Annotated in this window: 24 protein-coding genes; 8 read left to right on the top strand and 16 right to left on the bottom strand. The window is 67.0% G+C overall.

What is annotated here, in order from left to right:
• Positions 1-17 precede the first annotated feature (17 nt).
• The 3 genes from BMZ17_RS06375 (at position 18) to BMZ17_RS06385 (ending at position 2,327) form a co-directional block, all read left to right on the top strand.
• A complete protein-coding gene (locus tag BMZ17_RS06375) occupies positions 18-785 on the top strand; it encodes an NAD kinase (RefSeq protein ID WP_093137289.1) in 768 nt (255 codons plus the stop codon).
• A 4-nt stretch (positions 786-789) separates the two neighbouring features.
• Positions 790-1,740 carry a 5'-nucleotidase gene (locus BMZ17_RS06380; protein WP_093137292.1) on the top strand — a complete coding sequence of 317 codons (951 nt, stop codon included), beginning with the start codon at positions 790-792 and terminating at the stop codon, positions 1,738-1,740.
• 80 nt (positions 1,741-1,820) lie between these two features.
• Positions 1,821-2,327 carry an O-acetyl-ADP-ribose deacetylase gene (locus tag BMZ17_RS06385; RefSeq protein WP_093137294.1) on the top strand — a complete coding sequence of 169 codons (507 nt, stop codon included), beginning with the start codon at positions 1,821-1,823 and terminating at the stop codon, positions 2,325-2,327.
• A 36-nt stretch (positions 2,328-2,363) separates the two neighbouring features.
• Here the strand turns inward: BMZ17_RS06385 and BMZ17_RS06390 are convergent, their stop codons facing one another.
• The 16 genes from BMZ17_RS06390 to asnS form a co-directional block, all read right to left on the bottom strand.
• A complete protein-coding gene (locus tag BMZ17_RS06390) occupies positions 2,364-2,903 on the bottom strand; it encodes a DUF2939 domain-containing protein (protein ID WP_093137297.1) in 540 nt (179 codons plus the stop codon).
• Positions 2,904-2,916: 13 nt separating this feature from the next.
• On the bottom strand, positions 2,917-3,603 hold the full coding sequence (locus BMZ17_RS06395) for a DUF2461 domain-containing protein (protein WP_093137299.1): 687 nt from the start codon (positions 3,601-3,603) through the stop codon (positions 2,917-2,919).
• Positions 3,604-3,670: 67 nt separating this feature from the next.
• A complete protein-coding gene (sbcB, locus tag BMZ17_RS06400) occupies positions 3,671-5,113 on the bottom strand; it encodes an exodeoxyribonuclease I (protein ID WP_093138079.1) in 1,443 nt (480 codons plus the stop codon).
• A 93-nt stretch (positions 5,114-5,206) separates the two neighbouring features.
• Entirely contained in the window at positions 5,207-6,571 is a 1,365-nt protein-coding gene (locus BMZ17_RS06405; RefSeq protein ID WP_093137302.1) for an FAD-dependent oxidoreductase, read from the bottom strand.
• Between the two features lie 28 nt (positions 6,572-6,599).
• Positions 6,600-6,926 (bottom strand): hypothetical protein, encoded by a 327-nt coding sequence (locus BMZ17_RS06410; RefSeq protein ID WP_093137305.1) that lies wholly within the window; start codon positions 6,924-6,926, stop codon positions 6,600-6,602.
• Positions 6,927-6,962: 36 nt separating this feature from the next.
• Positions 6,963-8,237, bottom strand: a complete 1,275-nt coding sequence (kynU, locus tag BMZ17_RS06415; protein WP_093137307.1) for a kynureninase — start codon at positions 8,235-8,237, stop codon at positions 6,963-6,965.
• Positions 8,238-8,363: 126 nt separating this feature from the next.
• Positions 8,364-10,481 carry an FUSC family protein gene (locus BMZ17_RS06420; protein WP_254775192.1) on the bottom strand — a complete coding sequence of 706 codons (2,118 nt, stop codon included), beginning with the start codon at positions 10,479-10,481 and terminating at the stop codon, positions 8,364-8,366.
• A gap of 13 nt (positions 10,482-10,494) precedes the next feature.
• On the bottom strand, positions 10,495-11,025 hold the full coding sequence (locus tag BMZ17_RS06425; RefSeq protein ID WP_093137311.1) for a 3-hydroxyanthranilate 3,4-dioxygenase: 531 nt from the start codon (positions 11,023-11,025) through the stop codon (positions 10,495-10,497).
• 43 nt (positions 11,026-11,068) lie between these two features.
• Positions 11,069-11,734: a carbonate dehydratase gene (gene can, locus BMZ17_RS06430; RefSeq protein ID WP_093137313.1), complete on the bottom strand. Its 666-nt coding sequence runs from the start codon at positions 11,732-11,734 to the stop codon at positions 11,069-11,071.
• A 160-nt stretch (positions 11,735-11,894) separates the two neighbouring features.
• Entirely contained in the window at positions 11,895-12,707 is an 813-nt protein-coding gene (gene nei, locus BMZ17_RS06435) for an endonuclease VIII (RefSeq protein WP_093137316.1), read from the bottom strand.
• Between the two features lie 45 nt (positions 12,708-12,752).
• Entirely contained in the window at positions 12,753-13,541 is a 789-nt protein-coding gene (locus tag BMZ17_RS06440; protein ID WP_093137318.1) for an SDR family oxidoreductase, read from the bottom strand.
• 73 nt (positions 13,542-13,614) lie between these two features.
• Positions 13,615-14,241, bottom strand: a complete 627-nt coding sequence (locus tag BMZ17_RS06445) for an FMN-binding negative transcriptional regulator (RefSeq protein WP_093137320.1) — start codon at positions 14,239-14,241, stop codon at positions 13,615-13,617.
• Between the two features lie 7 nt (positions 14,242-14,248).
• Positions 14,249-14,557, bottom strand: a complete 309-nt coding sequence (locus tag BMZ17_RS06450) for a hypothetical protein (protein WP_093137322.1) — start codon at positions 14,555-14,557, stop codon at positions 14,249-14,251.
• On the bottom strand, positions 14,554-14,859 hold the full coding sequence (locus BMZ17_RS06455; protein ID WP_093138080.1) for a hypothetical protein: 306 nt from the start codon (positions 14,857-14,859) through the stop codon (positions 14,554-14,556). Before BMZ17_RS06455 ends, BMZ17_RS06450 begins: the two co-directional genes overlap by 4 nt.
• Complete coding sequence (locus BMZ17_RS06460) at positions 14,856-15,122, bottom strand: hypothetical protein (protein ID WP_093137324.1); 267 nt, start codon at positions 15,120-15,122, stop codon at positions 14,856-14,858. Before BMZ17_RS06460 ends, BMZ17_RS06455 begins: the two co-directional genes overlap by 4 nt.
• On the bottom strand, positions 15,122-16,522 hold the full coding sequence (asnS, locus tag BMZ17_RS06465; protein ID WP_093137326.1) for an asparagine--tRNA ligase: 1,401 nt from the start codon (positions 16,520-16,522) through the stop codon (positions 15,122-15,124). The genes BMZ17_RS06460 and asnS overlap by 1 nt, the downstream gene beginning before the upstream one ends.
• Before the next feature lie 152 nt (positions 16,523-16,674).
• Between asnS and BMZ17_RS06470 the strand changes: the two genes are divergently transcribed.
• The 5 genes from BMZ17_RS06470 to BMZ17_RS06490 all read left to right on the top strand — a co-directional run bounded on the left by BMZ17_RS06470 (position 16,675) and on the right by BMZ17_RS06490 (position 20,162).
• Positions 16,675-17,013: a HesB/IscA family protein gene (locus BMZ17_RS06470; RefSeq protein ID WP_093137328.1), complete on the top strand. Its 339-nt coding sequence runs from the start codon at positions 16,675-16,677 to the stop codon at positions 17,011-17,013.
• Positions 17,014-17,266: 253 nt separating this feature from the next.
• Entirely contained in the window at positions 17,267-17,695 is a 429-nt protein-coding gene (gene rpsF, locus BMZ17_RS06475) for a 30S ribosomal protein S6 (RefSeq protein WP_093137330.1), read from the top strand.
• A gap of 11 nt (positions 17,696-17,706) precedes the next feature.
• Positions 17,707-17,937: a 30S ribosomal protein S18 gene (rpsR, locus tag BMZ17_RS06480; RefSeq protein WP_093137332.1), complete on the top strand. Its 231-nt coding sequence runs from the start codon at positions 17,707-17,709 to the stop codon at positions 17,935-17,937.
• 131 nt (positions 17,938-18,068) lie between these two features.
• Positions 18,069-18,518 (top strand): 50S ribosomal protein L9, encoded by a 450-nt coding sequence (rplI, locus tag BMZ17_RS06485; RefSeq protein WP_093137334.1) that lies wholly within the window; start codon positions 18,069-18,071, stop codon positions 18,516-18,518.
• A 213-nt stretch (positions 18,519-18,731) separates the two neighbouring features.
• Positions 18,732-20,162, top strand: a complete 1,431-nt coding sequence (locus tag BMZ17_RS06490) for a replicative DNA helicase (protein ID WP_093137336.1) — start codon at positions 18,732-18,734, stop codon at positions 20,160-20,162.
• Positions 20,163-20,219: the final 57 nt, after the last annotated feature.

A 20,219-nucleotide genomic window follows, 5' to 3' on the forward strand; every position in this document is an offset into this window, starting at 1 on the left:
GCGCTATCCTTCGCCGCATGACGTCTCCCCGCCTTGCCTTCCTGGCCAGTTCCGCCGAATCGGCGCAGCAGGCCCTCGCCAAACTCGCCGCCCGTTACGGCCATCACGCGCCGGCCGATGCCGACATCGTGGTGGCGCTTGGCGGCGACGGCTTCATGCTGCAGACCCTGCATCGCCACGGGCAGCTGGGTAAGCCGGTGTTCGGGATGAAGCTGGGCACGGTGGGCTTCCTGATGAACCACCATCGCGAGGACGGACTGCTGGAGCGCATCGCCGCGGCCGAGCCGGCGACGTTGCGTCCACTGGAAATGACCGCGCAGACCGAGTCGGGCATCGAGGTGCAATCGCTGGCCTACAACGAGGTCTCGCTGCTGCGCCAGACCCGCCAGGCCGCGCAGATGAGCATCGACCTCAACGGCCAGACCCGCGTCGAGGAAATGATCGGCGATGGCGTGCTGGTGGCCACGCCGGCCGGCAGCACTGCCTACAACTACTCCGCGCACGGGCCGATCCTGCCGCTGGGCAGCAACACGATTGCCTTGACGCCGATTGCCCCGTACCGCCCGCGTCGCTGGCGCGGCGCGATCCTCAAGGCGAGCACCGAGGTCACCTTCCGCGTGCTGGACCCGCACAAGCGGCCGGTCAGCGCCACGGCTGATTCGCACGAGTTCCGCGACGTGACCGAGGTGACCATCCGCGAATCGCGCGACCGCACCGTGACCTTGCTGTTCGACCCGGAGCACAACCTGGAAGAACGCATCTTCAGCGAACAGTTCGTGGTCTGACGCCATGGCCGACAACACGCCCCGCCTACTCACCGTCGCGGTCACCTCGCGCGCCCTGTTCGACCTGGAAGAAAGCCACGCGCTGTGGGAAGCGCAGGGGCTGGAAGCCTATGCCGCCTACCAGCGCGCCCACGAGGACGACGTGCTTGCGCCGGGCGTGGCCTTCACCGTCGTGCGCAAGCTGCTGGCCCTCAACGTCGGCGCGCCGGAAGACCAGCCGCGCGTGGAAGTGATCCTGCTGTCGCGTAACTCGGCCGACACCGGCCTGCGCATCTTCAATTCGATCCAGCACTACGGGCTGGACATCGTCCGCGCCACCTTCACCTCGGGCGAGGCGACCTGGCCGTACGTCAAGCCGTTCGGCACGGATTTGTTCCTGTCGGCCAATCCGGACTCGGTGCGCAGCGCGCTGGGCCACGGCATCGCCGCGGCTACGATCCTGCCCAAGACGCCGGGCGAGCGCGCCGAGGAAGCGGCCGCCGCCGCCGGCGAACTGCCGGCCGGTCGCCTGTCCACGCAGCTGCGGATCGCCTTCGACGGTGACGCGGTGATCTTCGGCGACGAGAGCGAGCGCATCTCGCGCGAGCAGGGCGTGGAAGCCTTTGGCCTGCACGAGCGCGAGAAAGCACGAGAGCTGCTCTCGGGCGGACCGTTCCGCAATTTCCTGTCCGCGCTGCATCAGCTGCAGGCTGTGTTTCCGCCGGGCGAAAGCGCGCCGATCCGCACCGCGCTGGTCACCGCGCGTTCGGCACCGGCGCATGAGCGCGTGATCCGCACGCTGCGTGAGTGGGGCGTGCGACTGGACGAAGCGCTGTTCCTCGGTGGCCGCCACAAGGGGCCGTTCCTGGCCGCGTTCGGCGCGGACATCTTCTTCGACGACTCCCAGCACAACATCGACAGCGCGCGCACGCATACCGCCGCCGGGCATGTGCCGCATGGGGTGGCGAACGAGTAGCTGGGCAATCTCCGCATCGTGCGGACTGCATCGCAAGGTGTGCCAGGCCGGCGATGGTTTGAACCCCAGGGGAACCGGGCATGGATCTTTCAGCGGCCAAAGCCGATATCACCACGCTGGCCGTCGATGCCATCGTCAATGCAGCGAATAGCTCGTTGCTGGGCGGTGGCGGCGTGGATGGCGCCATCCATCGCGCGGCCGGTCCTGAGCTTGTCCACGAATGCAGATTGCTTGGTGGCTGCAACACCGGTCAGGCCAAGGCCACCAAGGGATATCGGCTGCTCGCCAGGCACATTATTCATACCGTTGGGCCGGTCTGGCGCGGCGGTGACGCGGACGAGCCCGCGCTGCTGGCGGCGTGTTATGCCAATGCGCTCCTGATTGCAGAGACGCTCGGTGCGCGCAGCGTGGCTTTCCCGGGCATCAGCACCGGCATCTATGGGTTTCCCAAACCGCAGGCAGCCCGCATCGCCATCGAGACGGTCGTGGCGCATCCAGCGGTGACCGTCGAGCGCGTCGTCTTCTGTTGTTTCAGCGCGGAGGATCTCGCGCTTTATCAGGCGATGCTGGCGGAGTGCGGTCGTTGAATCAGATGCGGCTTCGCGGGCAGGCTTTGTCGCGCTTCAGCGCGGCAACTGAATATCCGTCAGCTTCCACACGATACCCTGACGCTCGAGCACGAACGTCATCGGTTCGCCGCCGTCGCTGACGGTGCTGGTCGCGGTGAAGCGCGATAGCGAGGTGTAGCGGCCTTCGGCCTGCTTGAGCGGTTCGGCCGGGCGCGGGGCGCCGTAGGTATCGCCGTTGGCGGTGTCGCCGGTCGCGCGCTTCCACACCGAGCGGCCCTGCAGGATCGCGGCGATGCCGGTGGGCGTGACCATCGCGTCCACGCCGATGCCGGCGGCGCCTCCGGCCAGCGACAACGCAATCGAGCCCAGGAAGCTCGACTGCGCCTCCATGCCGGCCGCGCGCACGATCCGATCCTGCAGCTGCGCGCGTAGGTTGACGCGCAGCGTGGCAAAGTCGACGTAGCGTTCCAGCTTGCCGGTGTCCTGTTCGGCCAGGGCGCGCTGGATGCCGTGGATGGCGATGTACGGCCCGGCCGCGACGAAACCGCCGAGGGCCAGCAGCAGGACGATCACCAGGGCGAGCCACTTCTTCATCGCGGTCTCCCACTCAGAATTCCAGGTCCAGCGCCGCGCACAGGTAATCGACAAAGGGCCCAAGTGCGGCGAAATCGGCCGCCAGGGTCTGGCGCAGCTTCGGGCCGGCCATCGTGGCATCGTCCAGCGCCCGCCAGCAGACGAAGTTCTTGTGCTTGAGGTCGTCGATGAATTCGAAATCGGCGGGGAAGCCGCGTGGCGGCCGGCTTAGCATCTCGGCCTCTTCGAAATCGAATTTCTTGCGGAATGCCGGTGCGTGCGCGGCCGCTTTCCACGTCATCGGATTGTCGAAGATGAACTGGCGCAGCTTGCGCAGCGTGTCGGCTTCCGGATGCCATAAACCTGCGCCGACGAAGCTCTCGCCCGGCTGCAGGTGAATGTAGAAAGACGGCGCAGGCACCTGCTTGCGCCGCTCGTGGTACAGGCGCGCGCCCTGCCACAGCTTGTACGGCGACTTGTCGTTGGAGAAACGCGCATCGCGATAGATGCGGAACAGCGAGCCGCCCACTGTCTTGGGGTCCGAACGGAACTTATCGCTCACCGCCAGCAGGTCCGGCTGCAGATCGGTCAACAGCTGTAGGAACGGCTGGCGCACGTGGTCTTCATACTTGGCCTTGTTGGCGTTGAACCAGGTCTTGTCGTTGTGACGCGCCAGCGCCTTGAGGAACTTGAAGCTGGCGTCGGAAAAGTAGGTGGCCATGCAGCGGTCGGTCTTGGTCGGTTGGGGGCAGGATGCACGCAGGCGCGGCAAGCGCGCGTGGATGCGCTCAGAGCGTGGACTGCAGGGTGCGGCCGTGGGCTTCGAGCTGGTCCAGCAGCACCAGCTTGCTGCCGTCGTCGGCGTGTTGCGCGCGCAGCGCGGCGATCTCGCCGAAGAAACTGTCGAAGCCGTATTCGGAGACCTGCGTGCCCGGCGCCAGGCGCTGGCGGCGGTAGTCGTCCCAGCGCGCCTGTTCGTCGGCCTCCAGCGTGCCCGCCCAGTTGCGCGCGCGATAGCGGAACAGCAGTTCGTCCAGGCGCGGATCCTTGAAGCCGAACGCGCGCTCGCGCAGCGCCTCGGGCGGCGTGGTGCGTACCTCGGTGAGCTTGCGCTTGTCGCCCTCGGCCAGGAAGCCGTCGTAAATCGAGGCATCGGGGTCTGACGGTTCGTGCGCACGCTCGCTGGCGAAGACCTGCCGTACTTTCTCGGCGACCTGTGGGGCGTACTGGCGCAGCAGCGCGGCGCGGGTTTCGATCGTGGCAGGATCGATACGCAGGCGTTCGAAGTCGGCCTCGCGCAGGTAATTCCACGGCACCAATGCCGGGCAGCGGTTGAGATGGACTTCCTTGAGCGGCACGCGTCGCACGTCTTCGGGCAGATCGGCGCGCGGCGTGTAGAGGCGGTCGGCGATGTCCTGCGGATCGAGGTCGAGCAGGGCCTCGGCGGCATCGTCGTCCAGGTCCAGCACGATGATGCGGCTGTCGATACGCGGATGGCGCGCCACCGGCAGCACCGGCGCGGCGCACAACCGGCTGGCCGGATAGCGCATCGAGACATGCAGCACCGGCGTCATCGCGGTGGTGTCCAGTAGGCTGGCGGCATAGCGCTTGTTGCGCAGCTGCAGCGCGTAATCCCACAGCCGCGGCTGTGCGCTGCGCATGGCGCGCGCGATGCCGACGGTGGCGCGCACGTCGGACATGGCTTCATGCGCATCACCGGTACGCACGTCGTTGGCGATGGCCAGGTGCTCGAGCTTGAAGCTGGTCGCGCCGTCCTCGCGCGTGGGCCAGTGCACGCCCTCCGGGCGCAGCGCGTGGAACAGCCGCGCGACATCGAGCAGATCCCAGCGGCTGTTGCCGCCGCGCCACTCGCGCTCATAGGGATCGAAGAAGTTGCGGAACAGCCCGTGACGCACGAACTCATCGTCGAAGCGCAGCGTGTTCCAGCCCAGCGTGCAGGTGTCCGGGCGCGCCATCTCCTCATAGATGCGGGCAATGGCATCGCATTCGGGCACGCCTTCGGCCAAGGCATGCTGCGGCGTGATGCCGGTGATCAGCGTCGCCACCGGCGAAGGCAGCAGGTCGTCGGCCGGCTTGACGTAGAAGGTGACCGGATCCTCGACCGGGTTCAGCGCGGCATCGGTGCGCTGGGCGGCGAACTGCGCGATGCGCGTCCGGCGCGGGTCCTGGCCGAAGGTCTCAAGGTCGTAGAACAGATAGCTCGCGGGCATGTCGGCGCCGTCGACGAAGGTGCGCCCATTGTAGGGCGCGCGCTGCACTGGGGCTTTGCGGTCCCGTCTGCGTGACGGGACGGTGGCGTGGCGTCAGGCCGCGTCTTCGAGCAGCGGCAGTGCGTCGTGCACGCGCTGGTCCAGCGTGATCCAGTCGATCGACGCCAGCGTGGTGTGGCCCTGGGTGGCCTCGCGCAGCAGCTTGCGCTGTACCTCGCTGCGTTCCAGCGCCACCGCGTAGGGAATGCGCATGAAGGTGACCATCGTGTAGTGCGGCACGAAGCGGCCCGGATGGCGCTGCTGCAGCTGCTGTTCCAGCTGGCGCTGCAGCAGGAAATCCGCATCATCCACGCGGTCGCGCATCTCGGTGTAGTTCTCCAGCGCCATCGCCTGGATCGCGGCGGCGTTGGGTTTGCGCTCGGCCTCGAACGCGGCATAAGCGCTGGTCAGGTCGTCCTGTGCTTCCAGCTGTGCGGCCAGCGCCACGCAATCCTCGAACGCGCAGTTCATGCCCTGGCCGTGGAAGGGCACCATCGCGTGCGCCGCATCGCCCAGCAGCACCGCGCGGCCGCCCAGGTGCCAGCGATCCAGGTACAGCGTGCCGAGCAGGCCGGGCGGATGGTGTTCCCAGTCGCGCTCCAGGTTGGGGATCAGTGGGAGTGCGTCGGCGAAATCGCGCTCGAACAGCGCCCGCGCCTCGTCGCCGCTGCGCACCGTGGCGAAGCTGGTCGGCCCGGTGTTGGGCAGGAACAGGGTGACGGTGAAGGTGCCTGCGTCGTTGGGCAAGGCGATGCACATATAGTCGCCGCGCGGCCAGATGTGCAGCGCATTGGGCTCGATGCGGAAGCTGCCGTCCGGCGCCGGCGGGATCTCCAGCTCCTTGTACGAATGACCCAGGAATTCGCCGCGTTCGCCCAGCCAGGTCGCGCGGCTCATCGCCGCCCGCAGCGCGCTGCCCGCGCCATCGGCGCCGATCAGCGTGTCGAAGCGGATGTCATGCGGCGAATCATCGCGGTCGTCGATGAAGCGCGCATAGCCGGCAGGGAAATCCACCGTATGCAGGCGCCGGTAGAAATGGATCTTCGCCCCGGCGCCTTCCGCCAGGTTGAGCAGTGTGACGTTGAGGTCGGCGCGGTGGATCGACCAGATCACCTCGCTGTCGTCGCGGCCGTAGCGCTGCAACTGCTCGCCGCCTTCGAGGAAATGCACCATGCGCCCGCGCATCATCACCGCGCGCGCCATCACCGCGTCTTCGGCATCGGCCTGGCGCAGCGCATGGCGGCCGCGCTCGGCCAGGGCCAGGTTGATCGAACGGCCCGATTCGTAGCCTTTGACGCGCGGATCGCCGCGACGCTCGTAGACGGTGACGTTCCAGCCCTTGCGCGAGAGCAGGATGGCCAGCAGGCCGCCGGCCAGGCCGGCGCCGATGATCGTGATGGAGCGCGAGGATGCGTTCAATGTGCAGCTTTCCCTCGGAAACTAAGGATTATCGCCAACGATCGTCCCAGTCCTTTTTTGAATTCCTGACGAATCTAAGGAAGGCGGTTGCATACCCGGCAAGAAAAAACACCATCCACAGTGCGCCCCAGCCATGCGTGATGAGGAGGCTTCCTGTTGCGACCAGGATAATCGGGCCCCAGATCATGTTGGCCGCCATCACCCAGTTCCGGAGCTCTTCGTAGCTTTTCATTCCGATGTATTTGGTGCTGAGCGGATTCAGCCGACGGCTCAGGGTCCGCCAGTGAAGCGCGACGATCCAGAAGAATAGATAGCCGCAGAACAGTGCGAAGAGGCAGATCAGTGCGTCGGACATCCATGTCGCCCGGTTTAGCGCGATCGCGAGAAGGGCTCAGACGCCGCGCCACATCTCCACTTCTTCCACGAAGCGGTAGATGTCCTTGAAGCTGTTGTAGAGCGGCACCGGCGAGATGCGGATCACGTCGGGCTCGCGCCAGTCGCCGAGCACACCCACCGACACCAGGTAATCGAACAGCTCGCGGCCCTGCTCGCGGCCGCCGGCCACGCGCAGCGAGAGCTGGCAGCCGCGGCGCTCGGGCTCGGCCGGGGTGATGATCTCCAGCGTGTCCAGCAGGCGCGCTTCGATCAGCTCTTCCAGGAAGCTGGTGAGCTTTTCCGACTTGGTGCGCAGCGCGGCCATGCCGCCGGCCTTGTCGACCAGTTCCAGCGACGCCAGCAGCGGCGCGAGCGCGAGCACCGGCGGGTTGCTCAGCTGCCAGCCTTCGGCGCCGGGCGTGGGCTTGAACTCGGGCGCCATCAGGAAGCGGGTTTCCTTCTCGTGGCCCCACCAGCCGGCAAAGCGCGGCAGGTCGGCCTGCGCGTGGCGCTGATGCACAAAGGCACCGGCAACCGCGCCGGGGCCGGCGTTGAGGTACTTGTAATGGCACCACACGGCAAAATCCGCATCGGCGTCGTGCAGGGCCAGCGGCAGGTTGCCCACGGCGTGGGCCAGGTCGAAGCCCACCATCGCCCCGGCCGCATGCGCCAGGCGTGCGATTTCAGCCAGGTCGAAGGCCTGGCCGGTGCGGTACTGGAGGCCGGGCCACAGCACCAGTGCGACGCGGTGACCGTGCTGGGCGATGGCGCGTTCGATGGCGGCCATCGAGATCGTGCCTTCGGCCTCGTCGGGCTCGACTTCGATCAGGTCGGTGTCGGGGTTGAAGCCGTGGAAGCGGATCTGCGATTCCACCGCGTGGCGGTCGGACGGGAACGCGCCTGCTTCCATCAGGATCGCGGGTCGCTGTGACGTGGGGCGGTAGAAGCTGACCATCATGAAATGCAGGTTGGCGGTCAGCGTGTTCATCGCCACCACTTCGCCCGGCAGCGCGCCGACGATCCGCGCCAGCGGCTCGCGCACCTGTTCGTGGTAGGTCATCCACTGCGCCTGGCCGCGGAAGTGGCCTTCCACTGCCTCGTGCGCCCACTTGTCCAGCACCTGCTCGACGGCCTTGCGCGCGCCGCGCGGCTGCAGGCCCAGCGAATTGCCGCAGAAGTACGCCTGGTCGACGTTCTTGTGCTTGGGTAGCAGGAATTCGTTACGGAAGCTGCGCAGCGGGTCGGCGGCATCCAGGGCGATGGCGTAGGTGCGGGAAAGCGCGTCGTTCATTGGTGCGGGCGTCTTGGTGCGGTGTCGAAGGCGGGGAAACGCAGGCCCGGTGGGGCGCAGCGCCAAGGGTGTGCGATGAACGGCACGCACGGAGCGTGCCAGATGTCATTGGCGCCGCGCCGCAGTCTACCCGGGCACGGGAGTGGCCACCGTGGTGGCGGTCTTGTTTCCCTGCGCGCCGCCGCGGCGCAGGAGATGGGTCAGCGTGTCGAGGCTGTCGGCGATGCGGTCGCTGGCATCGAGCAGGGCGAAGGCCACGTCGTGCTCGTGCGGGACGCTTTCAGCGAGCTTGCGCTCGTGCGGGCGCAGCGCCGGGATTTCGGAGAACTTGCCGGTGCCGCGCAGCAGGCGCACCTGCGCGCCCAAGGCCGCATCGACCGCCGCGCTGAAGTCGGCCAGGGCCGGCAGGTCGGGCAGGCTCGCGCCTTCGCGCAGCTGCGCTTCAAGCGTGAGCGGCGCGCGCATCAGGCGGGTGGCGTTGGCCAGCAGCGATTCGGTCAGTTCGGCCTCGGCGCGGTTGCCCTTGCGGCGCGGCTCGGCCTTGAGCCGGTCGATCGAGGCCTGCACGTTGGTGCGCGCGGCGCGGGCGGCGCTGCGGGTTTCGTCCAGCACATCCACGCGGCCGGCCAACAGCGCGGTGAGGTGGCGCTGATCGGCTTCCAGCAGTGTGGCGAAGGCGCTGCGGGTGCGCTTGCCTTCCCACGTCGGCCAGGCGGCGTAGGCCAGCATCGCCAGCGCGCTGCCGATCAACGTGGCGACCACGCGGGCGCTGAGCGCCTCGCCCGGCGCGTAGCCCTCGAAGGACAGCAGCATCACCAGCATGCCGGTCAGCAGGGCCACGCCCAGACCGTAGTTCATCTGCGCGGTCAGGCGGAAGCCGAAGCAGAACAGCCACAGCAGCAACAGCCGCACCACGGTGCCGTCCATCGCGTAATGGATCAGCGCGGTGCCGACCAGCAGCCCCGCCAGCGTGCCGGCCACGCGCCCGGCGCCGAAGCTCAAGGTGCCGCCGAAATCGGGCTTGAGCACGATCGCGGTGGTCATCGGGATCCAGGTGCCGTGCGGTAGCTGCAGGGTGCGCTCCAGCAGCAGCGCGATTACCAGGCTGGTGCCACAGCGCAGGGCATGACGAAACGCCACTGAAGACAGCTTGAGGTTGGACTTGAGCGTGATCCACGGCGAATTGGGGCGCAGCGCCGGCGGCAGGCGCGACTCGGCCTGCTGCGCCTTGATCTGGCCGGCGCTGCTGGCCCAGTAACCGTTGCGCACCAGCGCACGCAGCTGGCCGGCGAGCCCGGCCGCGCGGCCGGTGGCCAGGCGCAATAAACGCTGGTCGCGGGTTCTTTCCGCATTAACACGCGCGGCTTCGAACGCGGGTCCCAGCGCCTGCAGTTTGGCCACGTCGTCTTCGGCGCGGGTCGGTGCGGTGGCTTCGCGCATCGCGCCCGAGAGGTGATCCAGCACCAACGCGGCCTGCTTGAGCAGGGTCTCGATCAGCTCGCGCGCCTTGGCGTCTTCGAGGCGGGCATGCACGTCGGCCAGAGCCAGCAGGTCGATGCGCACACGCTCGCAGACCTCGGCCATGATCCGGAACGACTGCAGCGCCACGCCGCGGGTGTGGTGCTGGCCGTGCAACAGCAGCAGCGTGTCCTGCGCGGCCTGCATCGTCGGCGACGGCTGGCTGGCATCGGGGCGCGTGCGCGCGGTGATCGCCAGCTGCTGCAGGATCGTGGCCAGGGCGAAGCGCTCGGGCCGGTAGCGCTGCAGCGGCCAGGCGGCCACCGCCATCAGCATCTGCAGCAGGCCGCCGGCGAAGATCAGCGCGGCCACGCCCGGCGCCTGCGCGGGGGCGACGCCCATGTTGGCGCAGACCATCAGCAGGATCATGCTGGCCAGGCCATTGCGCGCGGCCAGCGGCCCCAGCGACACCACCAATCCGCCGGCGAAGCCGAACACGAACACCGCCACCACCAGCACCGCCGTGTGCTGGCCGACCAGGATGCCGATGCCGGCCGACAGGCCCGCGATCAACGCAGTCAGCAGCATCCGCCGCATCCGCAGCGCGTAGGCGCCGGGCTGGTCGGCGAACATGGTCTGCAGCGCGCCGATGGCCATGCCCAAGCCAATCGTCGGCGCATCCATCCACACGCCGACGGCGAGTGGTGCGAATACCGCGAAGGAATTGCGCAGCGCCACCCGCACCGGGATGTCGCGGGGTTTCAGGCGGAGCAGGGCGCGCAGCACGTCTGGTCCGTGCTCAGGTATCCGGCATCACGTAGCGGTCGGGCGCCGGATTGACGTGGCCGCAGGCCGTGCAGGTGCGATGCTCCAGCGAGGCGTAGAAGCGGTCGAACACCGGCGGGAAATCGGTCTCGATGTTGCGCAGGTGGAAGAACTCTTCGTAGAGCTTGTGGTTGCAGGCTTCGCAGAACCACATCAGGCCGTCGTCCTCGTGCGGCAGGCGGCGGCGTTCGACCACCAGTCCGACCGAGCCTTCCATGCGCTGCGGCGAATGCGGCACGCGCGGCGGCAGCAGGAAGATCTCGCCGGCGCTGATCGGGATGTCGCGCGCGGCGCCGTCCTCCTGGATCTTCAGCACCATCTGGCCTTCCAGCTGGTAGAACCACTCCGGGCCCTCATCCCAGTGGTAGTCGGTGCGGATGTTCGGACCGCCGACGACCATCACGATGAAGTCGCCGGCGTAGATCACCTTGTTGCCCACCGGCGGCTTGAGCAGGTGCCGGTGTTCCTCGATCCAGGCCTGCAGGTTGAGCGGAGCGGGCAGCATGGGGTTCCTCCCGGGAACGTGGGCGACGCCTGGAATGCGCGTGTTATTCGTCGCGCTTGCCGGCCACCGGCATCGAGGCCAGGGCGCGCTCGTAGGCCGGCTGCAGCTGTTCCGGGCCGGCGACATCCATGCCCAACTCGCGCACGCGGCCATCGGACAGGCTGTAGCACCAGCCGTGCACGGCGACCTTCTGGCCGCGTGCCCAGGCATCCTGCATCACCGTGGTGTGGCACAGGTTGGCGACCTGCTCGATCACGTTGAGTTCGCACAGGCGCGCATGGCGCAGGGCGTCGTTCTCGACCTTGGCCAGGCGATCGGCGTGCTTGCCGCAGACATCGCCGACATGGCGCAGCCAGTTGTCGACCAGCCCCAGACGCATGCCGGTCATGCTGGCGTGCACGCCGCCGCAGCCGTAGTGACCGACGATCAGGATGTGCTCGACCTTCAGCACGTCCACCGAGAACTGCACGGCAGAGAGGCAGTTGAGGTCGCTGTGCACCACCACGTTGGCCACGTTGCGGTGCACGAACACCTCACCCGGGTCCAGGCCCAGGATCTGGTTGGCCGGCACGCGCGAGTCCGAACAGCCAATCCACAGATAGCGTGGGGATTGCTGCTTGGACAGCCGTTCGAAGAAGCTCGGGTCGTCCTGGCAGACCTTGTCCGCCCAGTCCCGGTTATTGCGCAGCAGATCGTCGAGTTCGCTCATGCCGTCGATTATCGCAGAAGCGTCAAGGCCGGGGCGGGATTGCGTGTGCTGAACCCGGCGCAGACGCCGCTGTTTGTGGGAGCCGCTTCAGCGGCGATGAGGCTGTCCCGGTCGTGGGTCATCGCCGCTGAAACGGCTCCCACAGTGGCTTACAGCGCTCTCAGCGCTGGCAATGCGGGCAATCGTAGAGCCGCCGGCCGGCCAGTTCGCGGCGGCGGATCGTGGTGCCGCAGTCGGGGCAGGGCTCGCCGGCCAAGTCGAACACCTTGAACGCAAAGCCCTCGGCCGTGTCGGTGATGTATTCGGCGCGCATGCCGCCGGCCTTGCGGATGCCGCGACTGCGATAGCTGCGACGCGGCACGTCCAGCAGGGCCTTGGCGAGCAGCTTGCGTTCGTCCGGGTTGAGCCCGGCCGCATCGCGGGTCGGCGCGATGCCGGCCTCGAACAGCACTTCCGAGCGCAGGTAATTGCCCATCCCGGCCAGGAAGCTCTGGTCCAGCAGCAGCGCGGCCAGCGACATCCGGGCAAAACGCGGCTCCTGCAGGCGCTTGGCGACCGCCGCAGCAGTCAACTGCTTGTCCAGTACATCCGGCCCGAGTTTGGACAGGAACGGATGCGTGGCCAGGTCCTCGTTCTTCCACAGCGCGATATCCGAGGCCGAATACAGCAGGATCGCGGCGGTTTCGGTCTCCAGCGCCACCCGCAGGCTGCGCGTAGTCTCCGGCCGTTCGCCGGACTTGGCAATCATCCACACGCCGTAGAGCTGGTTGTGCGTGTACAGCGTGGTGCCATTGTCGAACCGCGTCAGCATCGCCTTGCCATGTGTGTCGATAGCGATGATCCGCCGGCCGAGCAATCCCTTGGCCTTACCTTTCAGGGCCGGCGGATAGAACCAGACCTGCTCCAGCGGCTGATTGCCGACCGCCTCAAACAGGCGATCGGCGGCACGGCGGATTTCGGGACCTTCAGGCATGGGCGTATTCGATCACGCGTGATGTGGCTGCCGCGTCGAGGGCGATCAGATTGACTGCATCCGCCCGCCGTCCACGGCCAGGCTGATGCCGGTGATGTAGCCGGCGGCGGGGCTGGCGAGGAAGGCGATGGCGGCGGCGACTTCGGCCGCTTCGGCGACGCGGCGCAGCGGGATGTTGGCGGCGATGGCTTCGACTGCGGTCTCGGCGGTGCCGCCGTTGGCCTGGATGCGGTCGGCGATGATGTGGTCCATGCGTGCGGTGCGGGTGAAGCCGGGCAGCACGTTGTTGATGGTGATGTTGCTGGGGCCGAGTTCGCGCGAGAGCGTCTTGGCCCAGCCGGCCACGGCGCCGCGCGTGGTGTTGGACACGCCCAGGTTGGGGATCGGCTCGTACACCGAGGTCGAGACGACATTGACGATGCGGCCCCAACCGGCGGCGCGCATCCCGGGCAGCACCGCCTGCACGCGCGTCTGGTTGGCCAGGAGGTGATGGCGAAAAGCGGTGAGATAGGCGTCCAGTTCGGCCTCGGCCGCGGTGCCGCCGGGCGGGCCGCCGCCGTTGTTGACCAGGATGTGGATCGGGCGCTCGGCCGCCAGCGCGGTAACGGTGTCGGACAGCGCCTGCGTCTGGCCGTCGTCGCCGACGCGCCAGCCGTGCACCTGGCCTTCGCGCACCACCGGTAACTCGGCCACCACCTGTTGCAGCGCGGCTTCGCGCCTTGCGAGCACGGTGACATCGGCGCCGAGCAGTGCCAGTTCGATGGCCGCGGCCTTGCCGATGCCGTCGGAGGCGCCGCACACCAAGGCGTGCTTGCCGGAGAGATCGAGATCCATGAAGACAGTCCGTGTTGCGAAACAGGACCGTCTGGATAACGCAGCAGGCGCGGGTGCGCAATGCGCGCGGCGGTCAGGATGGTTGCGAGGGGGCGCGCATCAGCGCGGCAACCGCGCTGGCCTCTGGCTCGTTGCGGGTTTCAAGATCCTCAGCCACCGCCGTGATGTTGGCAGCCGGATGGTTCTGGCTGAGCTTGAACTTGAGGATCGTGCGCGTGACCCGAAGGCGAAAGCCCACGATGCCACGCAGCTGGCGCAGGTGATCGTCGCGCTCGGGTTCGAAACGCCAGTCGCGGCCGACCGAGGTTTCGAAGTGCACGCTCAGGCGCTGGACCAGGTCGGCCAGCGCGGCGGTGTCGTCGAAGGCCTCCAGCGTGCCGTGCAAATGCGCGACGGCGTAGTTCCAGGTCGGCACGCGCGCGGCGGCTTCCTTGTCCGGATAGGCCGATGGCGACACGTAGGCGTGCGGCCCGTGGACCACGGCCAACGCCTCGCCAACATGGCGCGCCTGCGGATTGGGCTTGGCCCAGTGGCCTTCGAGCAGGATGCCCTCGCCGTCGCGCGTGTAGAGCACCGGCAGGTGGTTGACCTGCGGGCTGCCATCAGCCGCAACCGTGACCAGGGTGATGAACGGATCGCGCGCGATCAGCGCATCGAGCCGGGCCAGGTCGTCTTCAGCGAAGGCGCGCGGCAGGTACACCGTGGGCTCAGGCGCGCTGGCCCAGCGACTGCACCATCAGCGGGCGCAGCGCGGCATCGTCTTCGGCGTAAGGCGGCACCACTTCATGCAGCGAGAAGCCGCGGCGCAGCGCGTCTTCCTCGTCCAGGCCGTCGTAGGCAACGAACTCGGCGTCGAACAGCGCCGCGCGGGCGCTGTCCTCGCTGTCGTAGGCCAGCGTGTTGCCATCGCTATCCAGGACTTCGGCAGTACCGGCGTCCTTGATGCGCAGGCGCGCCCAGATCAGGGTCAGTCCGAGGCTGGCCAGCCACCATTGGGTATGTGTTGTGTCGTTCATTTCAGGATCTCGAAAACAAGCCACAGCAGGCCGGCCATGCCCAGTCCGGCCAGGATCACCAGCACGGAAATCCGTGCGGGCGTGGCCAGGCCGCTGAGCGAGCGGTCGCCCGTGCTGCGGTAGTCGCCGCGCATCAGCCAGGCCAGCGCGGCGGGTTGCATGAAGGCGCCCGGGCCGAAGCGCTCGCCGAGGTCCGGGTGGCGGTCGCGCACGTGGATCAGCGTCAGCGGCCAGAAGATCACGAACGCGCAGAACCCGGCGATTGCCGAGGCCACGAACAGCAGGGCGAAGAACAGGATCACGCCAGGATCAGGCGCGCCACCGACGGCGCGGCGACCGAACACACCGCCAGCACCGTGGCCCAGACCAGCGGCATGCGCAGCCGGCGCATGGCCGCGCTGACGTCCGGGTCGGTCTTCAGTCGCTTCGCATCCACGCCTTGCTGCTGCTTGCGCACCAGCAACTGCTGCAGCTTGAGGCTGCGCCCGATGCCGACCAGGCCGAAGCCGAACGCACCGGCGCCGACCAGGAAGGTCACCGACTGCACGACCAGTTCGGCGCTCATCAGAACTCCGCCGTGCCCGGCGCGCGCGGGTAGGGGATCGCGTCGCGGATGTTGCTCAGGCCGCACACGTACACCACCAGGCGCTCGAAGCCGAGGCCAAAGCCGGCGTGCGGTACCGTGCCGTAGCGGCGGAAATCGCGGTACCAGCCGTAGTGCGCCGGATCCAGGCCGAACTGGCCCATGCGCGCGTCCAGCACATCCAGGCGCTCTTCGCGCTGGCTGCCGCCGATGATCTCGCCGATGCCCGGGGCCAGCACGTCCATCGCCGCAACGGTCTTGCCGTCGTCGTTCAGGCGCATGTAGAAGGCCTTGATGTGCTCGGGGTAGTTGGTCACCACCACCGGGCGGCCGACGTGTTCCTCGGTCAGCCAGCGCTCGTGCTCGGTCTGCAGGTCCAGGCCCCATTCGACCGGGAAATCGAACTTCTTCTTCGCGTCCTGCAGCAGCTTGATCGCATCGGTGTAGTCGATGCGCTCGAACGGCGCGTTGATGAAGGCTTCCAGCTTGGTGACCGCGGTCTTGTCCACGCGCTCGGCGATGAAGGCCAGGTCGTCGGCGCGCTCGTCGAGCACCGCCTTGAACAGGTACTTCAGGAAGTCCTCGGCCAGGTCCGCATTGGCGGCCAGGTCGTTGAAGGCCACTTCCGGTTCGATCATCCAGAATTCGGCCAGGTGGCGGGTGGTGTTGGAGTTCTCGGCGCGGAAGGTCGGGCCGAAGGTGTAGACCTTGCTCAGGGCCAGGCAGTAGGCCTCGACATTGAGCTGGCCAGACACGGTCAGGAACGTTTCCTTGCCGAAGAAGTCGCGGCCGAAATCCACCTCACCCTTGGCGTTGCGGGGCAGGTTGGCCATGTCCAGCGTAGACACGCGGAACATCTGGCCGGCGCCTTCGGCATCGGAGGTGGTGATGATCGGGGTGGAGATCCAGTTGAAGCCGTTGTGGTGGAAATAGCGGTGCACCGCCTGTGCCAGGCAGTTGCGGATGCGGGTCGTCGCGCCGAACAGGTTAGTGCGCGGGCGCAGGTGGGCCACTTCGCGCAGGAACTCCAGCGAGTGCGCCTTGGGCTGGATCGGGTAGGTTTCCGGGTCTTCGACCCAGCCGACCACCTCGACCGAGGAGGCCTGGATCTCGAAGCTCTGGCCCTGGCCCTGAGAGGCGACCAGGGTGCCGGTTGCGACCACGGCGCAGCCGGCGGTGAGGTGCTTCACCTCGGATTCGTAATTGGACAGGGTATTGGGGGCGACCACCTGGATGGGCGCGAAGCACGAACCGTCACTGACGTTGACGAAAGACAGGCCTGCCTTGGAGTCGCGCCGGGTGCGCACCCAGCCGCGGACCGTCACTTCGCCGCCGGCCGGGAACTTGCCCGCCAGCGCATGTTCGACGCTCACCACCGTCATGTCTTGAATCCTGGCCTGTTCGGCGCGATCTAAAGGAACGCGCAAGTCTACCGGTTGGCTGCGCAGCGGGCACGCTCCGTTCACCTGATGGAGCGGCCCGGATCGGCCCGCGGCCCTATAATCGGCCTCTAGGCATTATTGAAGGCACCACCATGGCCATCACCCTCACGTCCATCGCCCACCAGCGCGTGCAGCGCTTCGTCCAGTCCACGCCCGGCGCGTTGGGCCTGCGCTTTGGCGTGACCCGCACCGGCTGCTCGGGCTGGGGTCATGTGACCGATCTGGCCCGCGACGAGCGCGCCGGCGACACGGTGTTCGAAGACCAGGGCGTCAGGATTTACGTTGACGCCGACAGCCTGGCCTTGGTGGACGGCACCGAGATCGACTTCGGCAAGCAGGGCCTGGGTGAGACCTTCCTGTTCAACAACCCCAACGCCACCGCCGAGTGCGGCTGCGGCGAGAGCTTCACGACCTCGGCTGACGCAGCCTGAGAGCGGTCCCGCCGGCGCTGGCGCGCCGGTGTCCGGGCGATTGGCCTGGGATTTGGCGCCGCCTGCGACGCGGCCGGTGGCCTGTCTGGCGTGCTCTGGGTTGCCCGATTGCACGCAACTCCTTGGCCTGACATAATTTCCTGCTCCCTGCGGGCCTGTCTGGCTGTTGGGTCCCTTGCTCCACCGCATCCAAGCGGGGGGCTGTCCGGCGGATTCCATGCGGAAACCGCCTTCATCCGAAAGGAAATACAACATGCGTTTCTACGAAATCGTGTTCCTGGTCCACCCGGACCAGAGCGAGCAGGTGCCGGCCATGGTCGAGCGCTACAAGGGCATCATCGAGAGCAACAACGGCAAGATCGTGCGTCTGGAAGACTGGGGCCGCCGTCAGCTGGCCTATCCGATCCAGAACCTGGTCAAGGCCCACTACGTCCTGCTGAACGTCGAAGTCGACCAGGCCACCCTGGCCGAGCTGACCGAGACCTTCCGCTTCAATGACGCCATCCTGCGTCACCTGATCATGAAGCGCGATGGCGACGTGGCCGACACCGAGATGTCGATCATCATGAAGAGCAAGGACGAGAAGGGCGACAAGCCCGAGCGCGGCGAACGCCGCCGTCGTGACGACGAAGGCGACACCGCCAAGTCCGACGACGATTCCGACGCCTCCGAAGCCGCCTAAGGATTACTGACATGTCCAAGTTCTTCCGTCGCCGCAAGTTCTGCAAGTTCACCGCCGAAGGTGTGAAGGAGATCGATTACAAGGATCTCAACACCCTGCGCCAGTACCTGACCGAGACCGGCAAGATCGTCCCGAGCCGCGTCACCGGCACCAAGGCGCGCTACCAGCGCCAGCTGCAGACGGCCGTCAAGCGCGCCCGTTTCCTGGCCCTGATCCCGTACACCGACAACCACGACGTGTAATCGCCCGTCCTGGCGCTGCGCTCGCTTCTGCGTGCGCAGCTCCGGGATCGATTGCAGGTTCCACCGTCCATTCGGACAGCACCAGTTGCAGTGCGCTTTCGCGCTGCTAACGAATACGGAACTTAAAGAAAATGAAGCTGATCCTCCTGCAGAAAGTGACCAACCTCGGCGTCCTGGGCGACCAGGTCAACGTCAAGCCGGGCTACGGCCGCAACTACCTGGTGCCGCAGGGCAAGGCCGTGCCGGCGACCGCCGCCAACGTGGCCGAGTTCGAAGCCAAGCGCGCTGACTACGAAGCCAAGGCCAAGGCCGTGCACGACGAGGCCTCCGGCCGCGCCGCCAAGTTCGAAGACGCCAGCGTCACCGTGGCAGCCAATGCTTCGACCGAAGGCAAGCTGTTCGGTTCGGTGGGCGCGCGCGAAATCGCCGACGCCTTCACCGCCGCCGGTAAGCCGCTGGAAAAGAGCGAAGTCATCCTCACCGATGGCGCGTTCCGCAACATCGGCGAATACGACGTGCTGCTGAAGCTGCACGCCGACGTCGAAATCACCGTCAAGGTGATCGTCGTCGCCGAAGCCTGATCTTCAGGCTGAAGGTTGCGACCGGACGGGCGCCGCAAGGCGCCCGTTTTATTTTGTCTGCCGGATCCTTGCGTGCCTGTCGCAGGGCCTGCGACGCCGGTGTTGCACACCTTGCGCACCGCTTATCCACAGCTTTATCCATACCGGCCGCGCGGCGGGGTGACTACCATGCAACCGTGCCCGCGCGCCCGCCGTTTTTCCTGAGAGTCGACCATGCCTGCTCCCCGCCGCGAACGTGATCGCGACCGCGACCGAGATCGCGATTTCCGCAACGATCCCAGCGATTCGCGGATCGAGCAGTTGCGCATGCCGCCGCATTCGATCGAAGCCGAGCAGGCGGTGCTGGGTGGCCTGATGCTGGTCACCGACGCCTACGACAAGGTCAACGACAAGCTCAATCCGGACGACTTCTATCGCCGCGACCATCAGCTGATCTATCGCGCGATCACCGAGCTGGCCGAGCGCAGCCGCCCTTACGACGCGGTGACGCTGGGCGAGTGGTTCGACGGCCAGGGCCAGTCGGACATGATCGCCGGCGGTGCCTACCTGATCGAACTGGCCAGCTCGACGCCGTCGGCGGCCAACATCAGCGCCTACGCCGAGATCGTGCGCGACAAAGCCGTCATGCGGCAGCTGATCGACGTCGGTACCGAGATCGTCAACAACGGCTTCCAGCCCGAGGGCCGTGAAAGCTCCGAACTGCTGGCCAACGCCGAGCAGAAGGTGTTCGCCATCGCCGAGGCCGGGTCGCGCGGCCGCACCGATTTCGTGGCGATGCCCAACGCTTTGAAGGACGCGTTCTCGTTGCTGCAGGACCGTTTCAACAACGGCGGCAACATCACCGGACTGCCGACCGGCTACACCGAATTCGACGGCATGACCGCCGGCCTGCAGCCGACTGACCTGATCATCCTGGCCGCGCGTCCGGCGATGGGCAAGACGACCTTCGCGTTGAACATCGCCGAGTTCGCCGCGATCAAGTCGAAGAAGGCCGTGGCGGTGTTTTCGATGGAAATGTCGTCCTCGCAGCTGGCGCTGCGCCTGATTTCCTCCAACGGTCGCATCAACGCCACGCGGCTGCGCAGCGGCCAGCTGGAAGACGAGGACTGGAGCCGCGTCACTTCCGCGATCCGGATGCTCAAGGAAACCAAGATCTTCATCGACGACACGCCCGGCCTGTCGCCAGAAGTGCTGCGCTCCAAGTGCCGCCGCCTCAAGCGCGAGCACGACCTGGGCCTGATCGTGATCGACTACCTGCAGCTGATGAGCGTGCCGGGCAACAGCGAAAACCGCGCGACCGAAATCTCCGAGATCAGCCGTTCGCTCAAGGGCCTGGCCAAGGAACTCAACGTGCCGGTGATCGCGCTGTCCCAGCTCAACCGCTCGCTGGAAACGCGAACCGACAAGCGCCCGGTCATGGCCGACTTACGCGAATCCGGCGCAATCGAGCAGGACGCGGACATGATCGTCTTCATCTACCGCGACGATTACTACAACAAGGAAAATTCGCCGGACAAGGGCCTGGCCGAGATCATCATCGGCAAGCACCGTGGTGGCCCGACCGGCTCTTGCAAGCTGAAGTTCTTCGGCGAATACACGCGCTTCGACAATCTCTCACATGATTCGGTGGGTTCTTTCGAGTAAGGCGGTTCGCGCCCGGGCGGGGCGCTTCGGTCCGGGCTGGCGTGGTTTCGTCGCCGC

The organism is Pseudoxanthomonas sp. GM95 (assembly GCF_900109775.1).
In the GTDB taxonomy this organism is placed as follows: domain Bacteria; phylum Pseudomonadota; class Gammaproteobacteria; order Xanthomonadales; family Xanthomonadaceae; genus Pseudoxanthomonas_A.

Excerpts from the sequence above, each read along its gene's own strand:
- BMZ17_RS06385 (WP_093137294.1), top strand. The coding sequence starts at position 1,821 with ATGGATCTTTCAGCGGCCAAAGCCGATATCACCACGCTGGCCGTCGAT.
- nei (WP_093137316.1), bottom strand. The coding sequence starts at position 12,707 with ATGCCTGAAGGTCCCGAAATCCGCCGTGCCGCCGATCGCCTGTTTGAG.
- sbcB (WP_093138079.1), bottom strand. The coding sequence starts at position 5,113 with ATGCCCGCGAGCTATCTGTTCTACGACCTTGAGACCTTCGGCCAGGAC.
- BMZ17_RS06460 (WP_093137324.1), bottom strand. The coding sequence starts at position 15,122 with ATGAGCGCCGAACTGGTCGTGCAGTCGGTGACCTTCCTGGTCGGCGCC.
- BMZ17_RS06440 (WP_093137318.1), bottom strand. The coding sequence starts at position 13,541 with ATGGATCTCGATCTCTCCGGCAAGCACGCCTTGGTGTGCGGCGCCTCC.
- BMZ17_RS06390 (WP_093137297.1), bottom strand. The coding sequence starts at position 2,903 with ATGAAGAAGTGGCTCGCCCTGGTGATCGTCCTGCTGCTGGCCCTCGGC.
- rpsF (WP_093137330.1), top strand. The coding sequence starts at position 17,267 with ATGCGTTTCTACGAAATCGTGTTCCTGGTCCACCCGGACCAGAGCGAG.
- BMZ17_RS06375 (WP_093137289.1), top strand. The coding sequence starts at position 18 with ATGACGTCTCCCCGCCTTGCCTTCCTGGCCAGTTCCGCCGAATCGGCG.
- BMZ17_RS06425 (WP_093137311.1), bottom strand. The coding sequence starts at position 11,025 with ATGCTGCCCGCTCCGCTCAACCTGCAGGCCTGGATCGAGGAACACCGG.
- kynU (WP_093137307.1), bottom strand. The coding sequence starts at position 8,237 with ATGAACGACGCGCTTTCCCGCACCTACGCCATCGCCCTGGATGCCGCC.
- BMZ17_RS06470 (WP_093137328.1), top strand. The coding sequence starts at position 16,675 with ATGGCCATCACCCTCACGTCCATCGCCCACCAGCGCGTGCAGCGCTTC.
- BMZ17_RS06395 (WP_093137299.1), bottom strand. The coding sequence starts at position 3,603 with ATGGCCACCTACTTTTCCGACGCCAGCTTCAAGTTCCTCAAGGCGCTG.
- BMZ17_RS06450 (WP_093137322.1), bottom strand. The coding sequence starts at position 14,557 with ATGAACGACACAACACATACCCAATGGTGGCTGGCCAGCCTCGGACTG.
- asnS (WP_093137326.1), bottom strand. The coding sequence starts at position 16,522 with ATGACGGTGGTGAGCGTCGAACATGCGCTGGCGGGCAAGTTCCCGGCC.
- rplI (WP_093137334.1), top strand. The coding sequence starts at position 18,069 with ATGAAGCTGATCCTCCTGCAGAAAGTGACCAACCTCGGCGTCCTGGGC.
- BMZ17_RS06410 (WP_093137305.1), bottom strand. The coding sequence starts at position 6,926 with ATGTCCGACGCACTGATCTGCCTCTTCGCACTGTTCTGCGGCTATCTA.
- rpsR (WP_093137332.1), top strand. The coding sequence starts at position 17,707 with ATGTCCAAGTTCTTCCGTCGCCGCAAGTTCTGCAAGTTCACCGCCGAA.
- can (WP_093137313.1), bottom strand. The coding sequence starts at position 11,734 with ATGAGCGAACTCGACGATCTGCTGCGCAATAACCGGGACTGGGCGGAC.
- BMZ17_RS06380 (WP_093137292.1), top strand. The coding sequence starts at position 790 with ATGGCCGACAACACGCCCCGCCTACTCACCGTCGCGGTCACCTCGCGC.
- BMZ17_RS06490 (WP_093137336.1), top strand. The coding sequence starts at position 18,732 with ATGCCTGCTCCCCGCCGCGAACGTGATCGCGACCGCGACCGAGATCGC.